Annotated in this window: 13 protein-coding genes; 4 read left to right on the forward strand and 9 right to left on the reverse strand. The window is 44.0% G+C overall.

The window, feature by feature from the left end; genetic code table 11:
* Positions 1-109: 109 nt before the first annotated feature.
* The 3 genes from G5B12_RS00535 to G5B12_RS00545 all read right to left on the reverse strand — a co-directional run bounded on the left by G5B12_RS00535 (position 110) and on the right by G5B12_RS00545 (position 3,268).
* Complete coding sequence (locus tag G5B12_RS00535; RefSeq protein ID WP_118061998.1) at positions 110-2,185, reverse strand: heavy metal translocating P-type ATPase; 2,076 nt, start codon at positions 2,183-2,185, stop codon at positions 110-112.
* Between the two features lie 14 nt (positions 2,186-2,199).
* A complete protein-coding gene (locus G5B12_RS00540) occupies positions 2,200-2,544 on the reverse strand; it encodes a DUF6110 family protein (RefSeq protein ID WP_021976234.1) in 345 nt (114 codons plus the stop codon).
* A 265-nt stretch (positions 2,545-2,809) separates the two neighbouring features.
* Positions 2,810-3,268 (reverse strand): transcriptional repressor, encoded by a 459-nt coding sequence (locus G5B12_RS00545; protein WP_021976235.1) that lies wholly within the window; start codon positions 3,266-3,268, stop codon positions 2,810-2,812.
* Between the two features lie 337 nt (positions 3,269-3,605).
* On the opposite strand from G5B12_RS00545, the gene G5B12_RS00550 reads away from it, so the two are divergent.
* Together G5B12_RS00550 and G5B12_RS00555 are read left to right on the forward strand one after the other, a co-directional pair.
* Positions 3,606-4,721, forward strand: a complete 1,116-nt coding sequence (locus G5B12_RS00550; protein WP_174087555.1) for an ABC transporter ATP-binding protein — start codon at positions 3,606-3,608, stop codon at positions 4,719-4,721.
* Between the two features lie 109 nt (positions 4,722-4,830).
* Entirely contained in the window at positions 4,831-5,916 is a 1,086-nt protein-coding gene (locus G5B12_RS00555; RefSeq protein WP_174087556.1) for a PucR family transcriptional regulator, read from the forward strand.
* An 85-nt stretch (positions 5,917-6,001) separates the two neighbouring features.
* Here the strand turns inward: G5B12_RS00555 and G5B12_RS00560 are convergent, their stop codons facing one another.
* The 3 genes from G5B12_RS00560 to modA all read right to left on the reverse strand — a co-directional run bounded on the left by G5B12_RS00560 (position 6,002) and on the right by modA (position 8,713).
* A complete protein-coding gene (locus tag G5B12_RS00560; RefSeq protein ID WP_174087557.1) occupies positions 6,002-7,051 on the reverse strand; it encodes a sulfate/molybdate ABC transporter ATP-binding protein in 1,050 nt (349 codons plus the stop codon).
* Positions 7,051-7,746: a molybdate ABC transporter permease subunit gene (gene modB / locus G5B12_RS00565; RefSeq protein WP_174087558.1), complete on the reverse strand. Its 696-nt coding sequence runs from the start codon at positions 7,744-7,746 to the stop codon at positions 7,051-7,053. The genes G5B12_RS00560 and modB overlap by 1 nt, the downstream gene beginning before the upstream one ends.
* Positions 7,747-7,810: 64 nt before the next feature.
* Positions 7,811-8,713, reverse strand: coding sequence for a molybdate ABC transporter substrate-binding protein (gene modA, locus G5B12_RS00570; RefSeq protein ID WP_119247787.1), 903 nt, complete (start codon positions 8,711-8,713; stop codon positions 7,811-7,813).
* A 192-nt stretch (positions 8,714-8,905) separates the two neighbouring features.
* On the opposite strand from modA, the gene G5B12_RS00575 reads away from it, so the two are divergent.
* Both G5B12_RS00575 and G5B12_RS00580 read left to right on the forward strand, forming a co-directional pair.
* On the forward strand, positions 8,906-9,118 hold the full coding sequence (locus G5B12_RS00575; protein ID WP_118062004.1) for a TOBE domain-containing protein: 213 nt from the start codon (positions 8,906-8,908) through the stop codon (positions 9,116-9,118).
* The gene (locus G5B12_RS00580; protein WP_119247768.1) at positions 9,111-10,031 is read left to right on the forward strand and encodes a substrate-binding domain-containing protein; all 921 of its coding nucleotides are present in this window, start codon (positions 9,111-9,113) and stop codon (positions 10,029-10,031) included. The genes G5B12_RS00575 and G5B12_RS00580 overlap by 8 nt, the downstream gene beginning before the upstream one ends.
* A gap of 114 nt (positions 10,032-10,145) precedes the next feature.
* Here G5B12_RS00580 and G5B12_RS00585 read toward each other — a convergent pair whose 3' ends face one another.
* The 3 genes from G5B12_RS00585 to G5B12_RS00595 form a co-directional block, all read right to left on the reverse strand.
* A complete protein-coding gene (locus G5B12_RS00585; protein ID WP_174087559.1) occupies positions 10,146-11,240 on the reverse strand; it encodes an acyltransferase family protein in 1,095 nt (364 codons plus the stop codon).
* Between the two features lie 16 nt (positions 11,241-11,256).
* Positions 11,257-14,019 (reverse strand): CDP-glycerol glycerophosphotransferase family protein, encoded by a 2,763-nt coding sequence (locus G5B12_RS00590; protein WP_174087560.1) that lies wholly within the window; start codon positions 14,017-14,019, stop codon positions 11,257-11,259.
* 85 nt (positions 14,020-14,104) lie between these two features.
* Positions 14,105-15,766: a CDP-glycerol glycerophosphotransferase family protein gene (locus tag G5B12_RS00595; RefSeq protein ID WP_174087561.1), complete on the reverse strand. Its 1,662-nt coding sequence runs from the start codon at positions 15,764-15,766 to the stop codon at positions 14,105-14,107.

Consider the following 15,766-nt stretch of genomic DNA (forward strand, 5'->3'; position numbering starts at 1 on the left):
TTCGATAACCTGGCCGGCTTTTATATTTATGTCAAGCGGATATTCGCAATCCGCTTCGCTACGTAGCTCTACACCAAATAACTGCTCCGCAGTTGATTTGGTTAACTTTCTATGGAAGCAGATTCTGCATGCTCTTCAAACTGATCGCCAGTGTAGAAGTATTGTGAAGAAGTGCAGATGTAGTCGGCTGCAGGATTCCTGCAACGCCACAGGCGATAAGACCTGCATTAAAGGTAATGATGAAACGGTAATTACGTCTGATGCGCTTCATCAGTGCGTTACTGATCTCTTTCAGAACAACAAGTTCCTGAAGGTCATCTGCACCTACGGTAATGTCTGCGATCTCACGGGCAATCTCAGCGCCATCGCTGATGGCAATACCGACATTGGCTGCGGAAAGTGCCGGAGAATCATTGATTCCGTCACCTACCATGATCACCCTTCTTCCGGCTGCCTTCTCTTTTTCAATGAAGTTGGCCTTATCCTCCGGAAGTACCTCGGAATAATATTCATCCACACCTACACGTCTGGCAATAGCTGCTGCTGTACGCTCGCTGTCTCCTGTCATCATAACGATCTTGGAGATTCCTGCCGCGCGCAGTGCTTCTACAGAAGCTTTTGCCTCCTCACGAAGTGGATCTTCAATACAGATCACAGCTGCAAGACGTCCGTCAATAGCCAGATACAGGTGAGAATATTCTTCCGGAATGCTGTCGAATTTCTCCTGGCCATCCTCTGGGATCACACATTTCTCATCTTCAAAAACAAAGTGATAACTTCCGATCACGGCTTTATGTTCTTCTATGGTAGTGGAAATTCCATGTGCCACTACATATTCAACCTTGGAATGCATCTCTTCATGTGCCAGATGTTTCTTTCTGGCTGCACTGACAACGGCCTTGGCCATGGAGTGCGGGAAATGTTCTTCCATACATGCGGCAATACGCAGCATCTCGTCCGGATTGTTGTTATCAAAGGAAACCACATCCACAACCGTTGGTTTTGCTTTTGTCAGAGTTCCGGTCTTATCAAATACGATGGTATCTGCATCAGCCATTGCTTCCAGATATTTACCGCCTTTAACCGTAACTTTATGTGTACCTGCCTCACGGATCGCGGACAGTACGGAGATTGGCATTGCAAGCTTCAGTGCACAGGAGAAATCTACCATCAGGATCGCAAGGGCCTTGGTTGCATTTCTGGTGAGCAGATATGTAAGGGCTGTTCCTCCAAGAGTATACGGAACCAGCTTATCTGCCAGATGCTCTGCCTTGCCTTCCAGGGAAGATTTCAGCTTCTCAGATTCCTCGATCATGGTGACGATCTTGTCATAACGGCTGGAACCACCTACCGTCTTCACCCGGATAGTGATCTCACCTTCCTCCACAACGGTACCTGCATAGGCAACGCTGCCTTCTTTCTTACATACAGGTACAGACTCACCGGTAAGAGACGCCTGGTTCACCATAGCTTCTCCATCCGTAACGCTTCCGTCAAACGGAATCACAGTACCCATACGGACAACAACTTCATCTCCCGGCTGAACTTCTTTGGATTCTACAAGAATTTCCTGATCTTCTCTCTTCAGCCACACCTTGCCAACATTCAGTGACATGGTTCTTGCAAGATCACCGACCGATTTCTTATGTGTCCACTCTTCCAGAATTTCTCCGATTCCAAGCAGGAACATAATGGAACCTGCAGTACCGAAATCCTGACGCAGTACGGATACACCGATCGCAGTGGCATCCAGAACCGGTACTTCGATCTTGCGGTGAAGAAGTGTATCAATGCCCTTCCAGATATATTTCAGGGAAGTTGCTGTCGTATAAATTGCGTTCAACGGATATGGCAGGAAAAGCTTTCTTCCAAAATGATAGATCACCTTGGAGATCAGTTTCTCCTGATATTCTGCATTCAGTGCTCTTCCGGAGCTCTGCAGTACCTGCTGGGGAGCTTCCACATCCTGATAATGGAATGCTCTGATACCGCAGATAACAGCCTCACGGCTGCCCTGATAATTCACAACCGCATCACAGGTTCTCTCATATACCTTGGCGGAAGCCACTCCGTCAAGATTTTCGAGATAATACAGCAAAGTATCCGCCTGCTCGTAACTCATTCTCTTCTGGGCAAGATGAATACGAAGTCGTCCTCTTGTCTCATGTTTAATATAAAATTTCACGGGAAATCGCCTCTTTACTCAGCTGTCTCTTCAGTTGCTGCTTCTTTTGTCTCTTCTGCTGCCTCCTTGAATGCATCCTCATCTGCAGTCTCTTCTGCATTCTCTGCAACATCTTCTACAGCCTCTTCTGCTGCAGCTCTCTCCTCATTGATTCCCTTAGCCTCAGCGTAGATATCCTCCGCGTTCTCCTGAAGGCTTGTAGCTGTTTTCATGATGCAGTCCTTAGCTCTTAAAACGGCTGCTGTGCATCCTGTGTAAAGCTTCTTCGCATCCTTGCTTGTAAGGATCTTGATTCCTGCTGTTCCAAAAAGAACACCTGCTGCAAAAAGTCCTGATTTTTTGAATTTAAAATCTACCATAATAATTTTTCCTCCTAAATATATAATTTTTATCATTTTACTGATTTCCGGTGGACAATTTCCCATGCCTGCCCCGGTATTTTCATCATTATAAAATACTTGTAAAAAAATGTCCAGTGTTTTTTTTGTGAATTTAACACAATTCGCTGAATTTTCAGTTAATTTCCCCTAACAGTTAAGTTTTACTAATAGTTTCGTTTTTCTAATTTTTAGTCTGTACAAACCCTTTATTTCCTATTATATAGGGAATATCTCCTTGCTGTGTTTATCCCACTTCATGTACCGGAAGCACTGCAAGTGTGCGGATATTCTGCTCATGGATCTCCCCGCATGCCCGAAGTCCCGCACGGATCACCTCATTAAGCTTCTGCCCGGACAGGTGGCAGATGGTATCATCATCCAGCTCCACTGTGCAGGCCCCTTTGGTACTGCAGGCTACCCGGTACATATTTTTGCGGCTGATGGCTCCGATGGACTCCAGCGTATTGATCATACGGTATACCGTTGCCACACCGATCTTCGGGTCCAGTGCGGAAGCCCTGTAATAAATTTCCTTACAGCAGGAGCACTCCCCTTCCAGAATGATATCAAGCAGGATCCTCCTCTGTCTGGTAATTCTTAAGCCCCGTTCTTTCAGCTTCTCTATAATAAGATCTTTCTGCATCTGTGTATGGCGGTAACATCCTGTTCTCTTTTCTTCTTTCTCAGCTTTTGCGTTCTGCATTCTGATCCCTCCTTTATTATTGAGAAAACTTTTCTTTTATCTAATAAGTTAGTATACTCCAACTGTGGTTAGCTGTAAATAACTTGTTTTGGATTTTTTTATAATATTGAGGATTTCGCCGGAATGCAGTATAATAATTCGTGAATCTATCCATATGAAACCGTCGTTTTGACAAAATGACGAAAAATCCCCTTTCGTTTTTTCGTCAGAATGACAAGAAACTGCCGGAAACTTTGTACGATTCAGCTCTAGCTCTTTTCCTCCATTTTCGATATACTGTTAACCAGCAAAGGAAATTACGTAAAAAACAATATATTAATTTTGGAGGGAAACAACAATGGCAAGTTTATCATTATCTCACATTAATAAAACTTATCCAAACGGCTTCCAGGCAGTTAAAGATTTCAACCTTGAAATCGAAGACAAAGAGTTTATCATCTTCGTAGGACCGTCTGGATGTGGAAAGTCCACAACACTTCGTATGATCGCAGGTCTTGAGGAGATCAGCGGTGGTACACTTAAGATCGGTGACAAAGTCATGAACGATGTTGAGCCTAAGGACCGTGATATCGCAATGGTATTCCAGAACTACGCTCTGTATCCTCATATGACTGTTTATGATAACATGGCATTCGGACTTAAACTTCGTAAAGTTCCGAAGGATCAGATTGACAAATCTGTTCGTGAAGCAGCAAGAATCCTTGACCTTGACAAACTTCTTGATCGTAAACCGAAGGCTCTTTCCGGTGGTCAGAGACAGCGAGTTGCTATGGGACGTGCTATCGTTCGTAATCCTAAGGTATTCCTTATGGATGAGCCTCTTTCCAACCTGGATGCTAAACTTCGTGTACAGATGCGTATCGAGATTTCCAAGATCCATCAGAGACTTGGTGCTACAATCATCTATGTAACACATGACCAGACAGAGGCTATGACACTTGGTACCAGAATCGTCGTTATGAAAGACGGTGTTGTTCAGCAGGTTGATACACCACAGAACCTGTATCAGAAACCAGGCAACCTCTTCGTTGCAGGATTCATGGGATCTCCGCAGATGAACTTCCTTGATGCTGTTATCTCCGAAAAAGGCGGTAACATGATCGCTACAATCGGTAACGAACATGAGGTTATTGTTCCTGCAGCTAAAGCTAAAGTTCTCAAAGACAAAGGCTATGTTGGAAAGAAAGTTGTTCTTGGTATCCGTCCTGAGGATATCCATGATTCTCAGATGTTCCTTGAGACATCCCCAAGCAAACCGATGAACTCCGTAGTTAAAGTTTACGAGCTTCTTGGTGCCGAAGTATTCCTGTACTTCGATGTTGACGGAACTCAGATCACAGCACGAGTTGATCCTCGTACAACAGCTAAGACCGGTGATCCGATCAGATTCGCATTCGATATGGAGAAAGCTCACTTCTTCGACAAAGAGACAGAGCTTACCATCACAAACTAATTCTTACCGAATTACAAAAAATGAATTTAACCCCGGGGGATATATTTTCCCGGGGTTTCTTTTTTCCTCTGCACAATTTTCACTTCATCTACAGAAAGGACTCAGTTTTATGAAAATACAGCAAACACTTCAAAAATGCCTGGATGACTGGAACCGGATCAGCGGACTGGATTTTTGTATTCTGGACGAAAGTAATCAGGTTTTCGCTTCCACCGGAGACAGAAAGCTGCCATCTGCCGAAAAGCTTATCCAGTTCCGTGAAGATCCTGCTTTATGTATTTCCAACCGTTCCTGCAGCATCTACAAATTAAACGGCGCATCCGGAGATATGCTTCTGACGGTATGGGGTTCCACAGACTCCGCTTCCACCATCGGAGAACTTGCGGTCTGCCAGGTCGAAAGTCTTCTTACTGCCTATGCGGAAAAAACGGACAAAAACTCCTTTATGCAGAACCTTCTTCTGGACCACTATTCTCAGGTGGAAGCTTTCAACAAAGCTGCCCGCCTCCACATTGCACCTTCTGTCCGCCGTGCAGTCTTTCTTGTGGAAACCAAGCAGCATAAAGACGAAAACGCTCTGGCAACCATCCGGAATATCTTTTCGGCCCGGACACGTGACTTTATCACTGCCCTGGATGATTCCGGCATTATTGTTGTCCGTGAACTTCAGAGTACAGAGAGCTACGAGGAACTTAACGGTATTGCCTGCATGCTTGTGGATATGCTGAATACGGAGGCTATGACTTCTGCCTGGGTTTCCTACAGCAATGTTGCTGACGATATCATGCAGCTTTCTGATGCCTATAAAGAAGCACGTACTGCCCTGGAAGTCGGAAAAATCTTTTACGCGGACAAAAATGTCTTCGGTTACAACCGCCTTGGTATTGGCCGTCTGATCTATCAGCTTCCGACTCAGGTATGTGACATGTTCGTAGGTGAAATTTTCGGAGAGGAATCTCTGGATTCTATTGATGATGAAACGCTGAATATCATCCGCACTTTCTTTGAAAACAACCTGAATCTTTCCGAGACATCCAGACAGCTTTATGTGCACAGAAATACTCTGGTGTACCGCTTTGAAAAGCTTCAGAAACGATTCGGGCTGGATATCCGTACCTTCGAAGATGCGCTGGCCTTTAAGCTTGCCATGATGGTATCGGATTACATTACCTACTCCCGGAATCACGGAAAATAAATATCTCAGAAAAATAGAACACACTACAAAAAAAATCCCGGAAATACCTGACGGATATTTCCGGGATTTTATTGCAGAGATATTTTTATTTCAGCAGCATCAGGTGTTCCGGCGGAAGATACAGATATTTCGGAAGACCCCTGTCCGGATCCTCTCTGAAACTGTTTTTCGGCCGCATCCACCACAAACCGGCCGCTGCCTCCTCACCTTTCCTGCGGATCATATACTGATGTTCAAAAGTTGTTTCGATATACTCGTCCACCTGTACTTCCAGACAATTCTCTCCCGGCTTATCTTCCGGCCTGATCCAGTGTCCGCGAATTCCCACGTGAGTAATATCTTCTGCCACTTTTTCTGCTGTATGAAGTTTTATTTTCCAGTCCGTGGCATAAATTTCATGTTCTCCCAGCCGCTGGACCGCTGAAAAGTTCTTACATCCGGTAAGTTTTGCCGCTTCCAGCATTCTTGGATTCTCAAACAGCCGTTTCGTTTCATCGGTTACAAGGATCCGTCCCCCGTCCACAACAGAAAGCTCTTTACAGAATTTATAGGCCTCATCTCTGCTGTGAGTTACAAGGATCATATCGCCTGGATAATCCTGAAGAAAATCCTGCATTTCCCTCTGAAGCACATCTTTCAGATATCCATCCAGTGCGGAAAACGGCTCATCCAGAAGAATGGCTTCCGGTTCCCCGATCATCATTCTGGCCAGTGCCACTCGCTGCTGCTGCCCGCCGGAAAGCTGGGATGGAAGACGTTTTTCCAGGCCCTCCAGATGATACCTCCGGATCAGATCCGACACTTTTTCCTGGGCGGAGGATTTTTCTCCACGGTAACCACAGCGAATGTTCTGTTCTACTGTCATGGTCGGAAACAGCGCATAATTCTGGAAGAGATAACCAATCCGCCGTTTCTGTGGTTTCAGATTGATTCCTGCTTCCGAATCAAAGACTGTTTTTCCGTTAATTACAATCTTACCCCGATCCGGAGTTTCAATTCCTGCTATACACCGCAGTGTCATGCTCTTTCCGCTGCCGGATGCTCCAAGAAGCCCGATGGCTGCCGAGCTGCCCTCAAATTGCACTTTCAGGGAAAAATCCCGGAAATTCTTTTCGATATTTACGCTGACTGCCATCAGATCCACCTTCTTGTCTTCATTCCTCTTCCGGATACAATGTTGATCAGTGCCACGATCACAAAAGAAATCAGCACAATCACAACGACCCAGAAACCTGCGGTTCCATAGTTTCCAGCTGCGGTCTCTGCAGCTATGGCTACTGAAACTGTTCTTGTTTTTCCAAGGATATTTCCGGCAAGCATGGAAGTCGCTCCGTACTCACCGATGGCACGTGCAAAAGCCAGTACCGTTCCGGAAGCAATTCCCGGTCCTGCCGCAGGCATAACCACCTTCCAGAAGATCCGGTTGTCGCTCATTCCCAAAGTCTGGCCCGCATAGATCAGATTCACGTCTACCTGCTCAAAAGCAGCGCGTGCATTGCGGTACATCAGCGGAAACGCAATCACTGCAGCCGCGATCACACACCCCTTCCAGGTCTGTACGATCTTAATATCAAAATTATCCAGAAGAAAACTTCCCAGCGGTCTTTTCAGGCTGAAAATCAGCAGAAGAAAAAATCCGGCAACTGTAGGCGGAAGTACCAGGGGAAGGGTAAAGATACCGTCCAGTACTGCTCTTGCTCCCGGTTTCAGTTTCATGATCTTACGGGCGCAGAATACCCCCAGAAAAAAGGCGATCACGGTAGCCACCAGACCTGTTTTTAAGGAAATCCAAAGAGGACTCCAGTTTATTTCTTTCAAAAATTCTGTCATCGTTCATTCCTGCACCGGCGTTTATGGCATTTCCAGAAATTACTGCCGGTTTTCTGCATAATGATTATTTGGAGGTACTGCCTGTAGAGTCTGTGCTGTCCTCAGCCTCAGTGCTGTCTGCGGAATCTTCTGCATCTTCTTTGGAATCTTCAGCCTTATATGCTGTGAATCCATAGTCCTCAAATACCTTGATTGCAGCGTCAGATTCTACATAATCCAGGAATGCCTCTGCTGCCTTGGTGTCATCCTCAGATGCTTCTTTATCCTCAATAAGTCCTACCGGATAAAGAACCGGAGTCTGAAGGCTGTCTGCCGGTGCCTCTGCAATAATCTCTACTTTATCCGCAACAGATGCAGCATCTGTCGCATATACTACACCAACTTCATTACTTCCCTCACTGACTGCAGCAAGTACATCTGTTACGTTCTTGCACTCGTTGATCTCCATCTCGTTTACATCATCCATGATTCCAAGGTTGTTGAAAATCTCACGGGAGTACTGTCCAACCGGAACATCCTCACCTGCAAGCGCCATATTCTCGGCATCTGTGATGTTCTCAAATCCTGTTACCTTTGTCTCTCCGTCCTTTGGTTTAATCAGAACAACTTTATTCTCAAGAAGGTCAACAACGGTGTCCTCTTTTGTCAGTTTCTCCTCTGTGAGGGCATCCATCTGTTTATCTGCTGCTGAAAAGAAAAGATCGCAGCGTGCGCCTTCCTCAATCTGTGTCTGCAGTGTACCTGAGCTGTCTGCGCTGTAGTAGATTGTCACATTCGGATAAAGTTCATTGAAATCTTTCTGGATCTCTTCCATGGAATTGCTGAGGCTGGCTGCGATAAAAGCGTAAACCTCACCTTTCAGATTCTCATCACCTTTCACCTCTGTATCTGCCGCAAAGACATTTCCGGTCAGAAGGCCTGTTGTCAGGATTCCTGCTGTAAGAGCCGCTAAGATTTTTTTCTTCATCTTTTTGTTTCTCTCCTTTTTTGTTTCGTTCAGTTTCATTCAGTTTTGAATGGTTTCATTTAATTTTACCCAAATGAATGTTTCTTGTCAAGCGTAAGGCCATTGCTGTTTTTTCATACACATGCTATCATAAAATATACCGAGCAGTTTTCACTGCAACATCAGGATCTTAAAAGATAAGGAGATTTTTTTATGAAACTCAGTGCACGAAATCAGTTAAAAGGAAAAGTTATCAATATCAACAAAGGAGCCGTAAATTCCATTGTTTCCATCGATATTGGCGGAGGAAATATTATCACAGCAACCATTTCCTGTGCCGCTGTGGAAGAACTGGGACTGAAAGTTGGATCTGACGCTTACGCTGTCATCAAAGCAACCAGTGTTATGGTGGGAATCGATGAATAAATTCTACACAGCCCAGGAAGTCGCCGATAAATTAAAGATCAAAAAAACAACCGTATACGAACTGATCAAACGCGGGGAGCTTTCCTCTTCCAAAATCGGTAAACAGCTGCGAGTCAGTGAAGATCAGCTGTCCCTGTATCTGAACGGAGCGGCGAAAAACAGTGTCTCCGCCCAGCACCTTGATTATCAACCGGAAAGTTCCCTTCTGAAAAGAGATTATCTGCTTCACTCCAGCGGACTGATCATCAGCGGACAGGCATCTCCGGCGCTGGATCTTCTTCTGAATCAGCTGCCTTCCACACCTGGGAACCTTCCTGTGCTGCAATCACATATGAATACCTACAATGGCCTGTATTCCCTCTATTTTGAAAAAGTCCATATTGCCTGTGCCGCAGCAGCTCCTGAGGATGTCCGCAGTCTGGTACCCGGACTTTCTCTTACAGCCCTTCTCTTCTGCCAGTATCCCATGGGCTTTTATGTAAAAAAGGGGAATCCACGGAATATTCATGACTTTCCGGATCTTACAAGAGCGGATATCATTTTTGCAAACCGCGAAAAAGGAAGCAGCCGCAGGGTTCTTCTTGACCGCACCCTGAAATCTTCCGGTATTTCTCCGGAATCCATATCCGGTTACCGTAATGAGCTTGTTTCCGACTATTCCACAGCTGCCGCGGTTGCCGGTGGGCAGGCAGATGTTGCACTTGGAGAAAGTTATGCTGTAAGAAGTTTCCCGGAACTTACGTTTCTCCCCCTTACACAGGAGACACTTTATCTGATCATGCATTCCGAAAATCTGGATACTCCCGGTTTTCAGGCAGTGACCGAAACGATCTCTTCAGAGAATTTTCGCCGCACACTGGCACTCCAGACCGGATATGATACCACTCATACAGGAGAAATTTTTTCTATCTGAGAGTCTGTTATTTATGCACAAAAAAGTCCTGAGCATTGATCTATGCCAGAATCCCGGACATCTTCTTTGTCCGGTAAATAAGGCACTTATCAAAGTTCAGGACTTTTTATGCTTTTATACAGTTAGTTCAATTTTTTCACAGATATTCCGAATCAGGCGGTTGTAACCGGTTATATTTTTCAGCCATTCCAGCACAATGGACACTGCCAGAGAAATTCCCAGCAGTACCAGAACATTTACCACAAAATGACCAAAGGAATAAATAAAATCACTCCAGAAATAATGTCTTATAAATGTATGTATCAGAAAAATATTCATGGAATGTTTTCCAAGGAATAACAGTACCTGGCGGATTCCCGGGATCACTGTGATAAACTCGCTGCAAAATGCGATCACAATAATCGGAAAAATCCCCCAGCGGATCTCATTATATACAGATCCCGGTAATTTCCCATATACTTTGTACAGAACAAATAATATCAGCACCTCCAACAAAAATTTCATGATCTTCTTCGGTCCCCGGTTCCACACCTGCAGCCACCGGTCAGCCAGCTCATACTTTGCTGCACACATTCCCATAAGAAATACAGGAATAAAAGAATATACATTGGTTTCTCCCATGATCTTCAGTGATAGCATATGGGGAACTGCCACAACCAGCGCAAGGATCATCGGAAGACAGTCTTCATTTTTCATGACCAGTGGAACCAGGATCACAAAGATCACCGCAGCGCTCATATACCACCAGGTTCCATTCATGGTTACTGTACCAAACAGGCTATGAAGCCCCAGAAAATCAAGCCCCATAGCTGCCAGACCTTCGATTCTGCTTCCGCCTGAAAAATATACTTTTGATACGTATCCGAACATGCCCTGAAAAATAGCCGCAGATAAGATCCAGATGATCCAGAACCCGGACATGGTTTTGACCAGCCGGCCGGCAGTCCATCTCACAGGCGCAGAGCGCTTCTTACGATAACTTAAATATAGTCCGTATCCGGAAATAAAAGCATAGATCGGCACACAAATCTTAAATACACTGCACATATAGATCATGGTATCATCCGCAAATGGCGCAAAAGATACCGTAAATCCCTCAAAGCGCTTTCTTGAAAGATACTGATGATGAAACAGCATCATCACTATGGCAATCCCTTTCATCGCCTGGGAAGTGTATTTATCAAATCGGACTGTTTTTTCCTTTTCCAAAATTTTCTCCTTTATATTACATGTTTTCCATGATTTTTTTGTATACCCGCCTGCAGCAGTTACGGTCATTAAATGCAAATGTATCATCCATTCGCTTCAGATATTTCTCTTTTATCTGACAGTCAGAAGCCATATATTCAATGATCCGTTCTACCGTTCCTTCCAGTGTATCTTCCACCTCTCCAAATCCGTCCCTCTCATAATCAAAATATCCCTCTGTGTAGGAATGGGAACCGCTGAAAAAGCTCTCTCTGTCAAACTGTGCATACACGATCGGCTTCCTTAAATACGCAAAGTCAAATGCAACCGAAGAATAATCCGTGACCATCAGATCTGTCTGCGCAAAAATCTCTCTGTAGGAACTGGAGCTATCCAGAAATTTCACCCTGGGATCTCTTCGGAACAGATGCAGTCCATCAACAGTATTCGGATGTGGCATAAAGCAGATAGTGTAACCATATTTTTCAGAAGCTTTCAGAAGCTTTTCACTGTTCAGAAGATCATTATAAAAGCAAAAATATTCACTGTGGACGAATTCTTCTCCAAGCTTCCACACACCTCTGTCATCGGTTCCGGAGGAAAGACTTTTTCGCCAGGTAGGCATAATCGTCACGTATTTCCGTTCCGCATGGACCAGCCTGTCAAATCTTGGCATACCAGTAAGCCATACATTCTTTGCCGGATAATAGTAATCATAATTGAATATGGAATCATACTCCTGCTTCGTATTTACCACAAACCCAAACAGATTCCGGTTATATTTATTCAGCCACTGAGACTGATTATCTTTCGTCACTCCATGCTGCAAAAATACCAGTTTCTTATTGTACATCAGATCCCGGTAAAGATACTCGAAACTTCCAAATGGATTCACTACAGTCTTATTTGCCTGAGAAGAAAGAGAAAGATCATTCAGAAGAAACAGGATTTTGTGATTCCAGGAAAAAGGCTCCACAATTTTTCCAAGTTTCACCAGTTCCCGGCTCTCCGGTGTATTTTTACTGATAACAAAATATGGTTTCACCCCGGAAACCGGATTTTCACAGACATAGCGGAACATAACCTCTCCGTTATCATCTCCCCGGTTGACTCGGTCCGAGAACAGCCAGATCTGTTTTTTCTTCCTTGCACGTTTCCATGCACAGAGCCAGCGTACAAAAAAGGCTTTTTTTCCGGGAAGTCCCTGTAACAGTAAAGCACGGTCACGTTTCCATCCAAGTATCAGGGTCCTGCCTATTCGATAAGGTTTTACACAGATCTCATATTGCTCCTGGATTTGATCTTCGTTCTGTTCTTCCAGTGAAGAAATGGATCTTTTTTTTCCGGCAGGCAGCAACAGCATTCCCCTTACATGCAGAAAAAGAGGAACCTCTTTGGCAAATGGTGTATATTTTCCGTAAGAAACATTATACATCTTCCTGATATGACCCTGCTCTTTTTCCGCCCAGCAAACAGAATCGTGAATCCCCCCATAAGGAATATCCACCAGATACAGCTTCTCTGTCGCTGTTTCCTTCCTGCACCACCCGAATCGATCCAGTGTATATCTCCAGACTGCTTTATATCTTCGTTCTCCGGTTATCATGCAGAACTCCCGGTTCCTTATCCATGGTTCCACAACCGAAAACTCACAGTGTATTCCCTCATCTGTAAGCTGGAAAATCCTGACATTCAGCTCATCCTGTTCTGAATTCATAACAGCCTCTGTCTGTCTGGGATATCTTTTATTTATATCCGGAAAATATTTATGAAGCAGATAAAGTTTATTTTCTCTTCCTATGTGATGGCTGAATATGATAAGTTCCGGAAATTCCAGATGTTTCAGAAATTCATCAATATTTCTTTCATAGGAAATCAGCTCCACATGTTCCGGATTCCGGAATATCACTTCTGCCAGTTTTGTATAATAATACAGAAGCACATAATCACCATTCTTCACAAACCGGATTTTTCCCTGCTTTCTGTATTCTTCAAGCCTTTTCAAAAAACGCTCGTAAAACATCCCTGTCTGCTTAGTATCCTGTATAAGATTCTCCCATTCATCCCTGATAAAATGCTCCGCAGGAATCTGCACCCGGGCATTTTCCCCGGAAATTACCGAAATTTTCCCGCAGGATACCGCATTTCTGTATACCATTTCCATGATATCCAGATACCAGGTATCCTTTCTGATTTCTTTTGTCCATTTCAGTTTTTCTGTAACAAATGTATATGCCGGATACATCTGATGCAACAGACAGGCATGATCGTCCAGTGTTGCATCTTTTCCAAAAGAGTCACAGTAATTATTATGCTCTTTTACCGGCAAACTGTCTTTTCCGTCAATTTTTATCACAGCTACATCACTGCCTTCTTCCTGAAAGCAGCGCTGCAGTTCCCGGAATGCCTCTTTTGAAAAACCATTTCCGCCTCTTACAAATGTAATATAAGTTCCGGTAATCTGACTGTAAAGTTCACTGGCAATATCCTGACACTCTGATCCGTCAATATAGATCAGTTTTGGATCTTTCAGCATTTCCCGAAAACGCTTATCTTTCATTTGAAATGGACCAAATTTCTCATCCATCGCCTGTGCCTGAAGAGTTTTCTCCTTTTCTCCAAGAAGCTGCAGTTCTTTCAGATCACTCTGGCTGAACTGATCTGCAATCCCTTCCACACGTACCGCCAGGATCTGTATGGTATCTGCCAGTGGATTCTGTTTTATATTTCTGTATGTTCTGTATAATCCTGATGTATTTTTAGCAAAAACAACAACTGAAAAATCATCTTCTCTGGTCATATTTCTCCCATCTTATCCATTCCCGGTACAGACAACTCTTTCTACCGCTTATTTATCCAGGCATCTGCGTAGAGAACTGATCTGCTCAAAAATTTATATCTTTTCTTCTTTTTTTCAGCTTACTGGGAATGTGCGCTCTGACAATCGCTTCGTAAATACGTTTGCTGTTATTGTGATCCCGGTACGGAAGAAGAGTATCTCTTCGCTTTGCATATTCCGGTTTCTCCTGGAAGTTGTTTTTCACATAGGATTCTATGGTATCCAGAAGCTCCTCTTCTGTCCATGCCAGATCCCCGAAAACATCTTTTCTGTAATCTACATAACTTCCGTGGGCCTTCTCGTAAGTTTCCAGATCAAAAGGATAAAAAACTACCGGTTTCCCCTGATAATAAACTTCCCAGGAAACAGAAGAATAATCTGTGATCAGCATATGACAGCTCATCAGAAGCTGGTTTAACGGCACAGTTCCAAAGGGGATCAGCCGGATGTGTCTGTCCTCCGTATAAAAGTTTCCGAGACGCTCCCGAAACTTGGCATGAATATAAAAATTCAGCGTGATATTCTCTCTTTCCAGGATCGTCCTCAGCCGTTCATCCTGCAAAAGTGTTTCATATCTCTGATAATATTCACTTTTACGGAATGCTTCTTCACTGATATCTTCCAGCCAGTTTCTCCACGTAGGCATCAGAAGGATCTCTTTATGTGCAGGGTCCGACCGGTCTTCCAGAACATCCCATCTGGAAAAGCCGGTTACAATCACTTCTTCCTTATCATAACCGAAATATTTCTCTATGATCTTCTGCTCCGGTTCTGAAGTTACCACAAACAACGCCATCTGGTTTCCACAGTTTTTGCGATAGGTTTTATGGCACTGTTTAAATGCGGTGACACCATGCTGCAGAAAAATAATATTTTTTCTGGCCTGATACTGAAGCTTATAAACACTGATCGGAGAATCCCAGATATAAAAATGCCGGATCGCATCTGTGGAAATAAGATACTGAGCCGCACTGAGATAGATCATGTATTTAAATGACATGAACTGGATCACATTCGGTTCATATTTCTTTACAGCCTGATAATCCGTACTATTTTTATCTATTACATAAAGGATCTTTTTTCGTTGTTCTTCCGGTACCTGTTCCATACAGTACCGGAAGAAATAAAAACCGTTGTCCTGTGCCATCGTGCAGTATTTCTCGCCTACAAGCCACAATTTCTTATGGTCCCAGTAGGGCTTCAGGATAAAATAACACAAAAGAGCCAGAAATTCTTTCATAAGGAACAGATAGCTGTCGTATTTTCGGTCATATTTCCGGTATTGAAGATTAAACTGCCGCTTCCCGTTGACAAAGGGATAGATCATATTTCCGCCATTTGTTCTTGTCCATCTTGGAAAAAAGATCAGTTTCAGTTTCAGAAATATACTTAATCCACCCAGGATCGCATCATAAGTTTCCCCACTGCCGCTGTCAACAACAGCCACAACATCCCAGAATGCCCGCTCCATAGGATAGGCATTTACATTGATCTCCGCCCGATAGACAGTTCTGTTTCCTCTGGATCTCGTGTGTAGTATAAACGGATAGCTGACATCCATGATCTCATTTCGCAGTTTCAGTTTCAAAGACCGGATCTGTCCCTTTTCCTCCGGCAGTTCAAAACAGATCTTTATGGTTCCTTTTTTCAGGGAAAATCTTTTGGTTTTTACTTTGATCTCAGCCGAAGCTTCCTTGAAATCCTGCAT

The sequence above is a fragment of the Blautia sp. MSK.20.85 genome (genome assembly GCF_013317245.1).
GTDB lineage: Bacteria > Bacillota > Clostridia > Lachnospirales > Lachnospiraceae > Blautia_A.

What these genes read in the sequence shown, in the direction of transcription:
- G5B12_RS00540 (WP_021976234.1), bottom strand. Translation starts at nt 2,544, where the DNA reads ATGGTAGATTTTAAATTCAAAAAATCAGGACTTTTTGCAGCAGGTGTT.
- G5B12_RS00545 (WP_021976235.1), bottom strand. Translation starts at nt 3,268, where the DNA reads ATGCAGAACGCAAAAGCTGAGAAAGAAGAAAAGAGAACAGGATGTTAC.
- G5B12_RS00550 (WP_174087555.1), top strand. Translation starts at nt 3,606, where the DNA reads ATGGCAAGTTTATCATTATCTCACATTAATAAAACTTATCCAAACGGC.
- G5B12_RS00555 (WP_174087556.1), top strand. Translation starts at nt 4,831, where the DNA reads ATGAAAATACAGCAAACACTTCAAAAATGCCTGGATGACTGGAACCGG.
- G5B12_RS00560 (WP_174087557.1), bottom strand. Translation starts at nt 7,051, where the DNA reads ATGGCAGTCAGCGTAAATATCGAAAAGAATTTCCGGGATTTTTCCCTG.
- modB (WP_174087558.1), bottom strand. Translation starts at nt 7,746, where the DNA reads ATGACAGAATTTTTGAAAGAAATAAACTGGAGTCCTCTTTGGATTTCC.
- modA (WP_119247787.1), bottom strand. Translation starts at nt 8,713, where the DNA reads ATGAAGAAAAAAATCTTAGCGGCTCTTACAGCAGGAATCCTGACAACA.
- G5B12_RS00575 (WP_118062004.1), top strand. Translation starts at nt 8,906, where the DNA reads ATGAAACTCAGTGCACGAAATCAGTTAAAAGGAAAAGTTATCAATATC.
- G5B12_RS00580 (WP_119247768.1), top strand. Translation starts at nt 9,111, where the DNA reads ATGAATAAATTCTACACAGCCCAGGAAGTCGCCGATAAATTAAAGATC.
- G5B12_RS00590 (WP_174087560.1), bottom strand. Translation starts at nt 14,019, where the DNA reads ATGACCAGAGAAGATGATTTTTCAGTTGTTGTTTTTGCTAAAAATACA.
- G5B12_RS00595 (WP_174087561.1), bottom strand. Translation starts at nt 15,766, where the DNA reads ATGCAGGATTTCAAGGAAGCTTCGGCTGAGATCAAAGTAAAAACCAAA.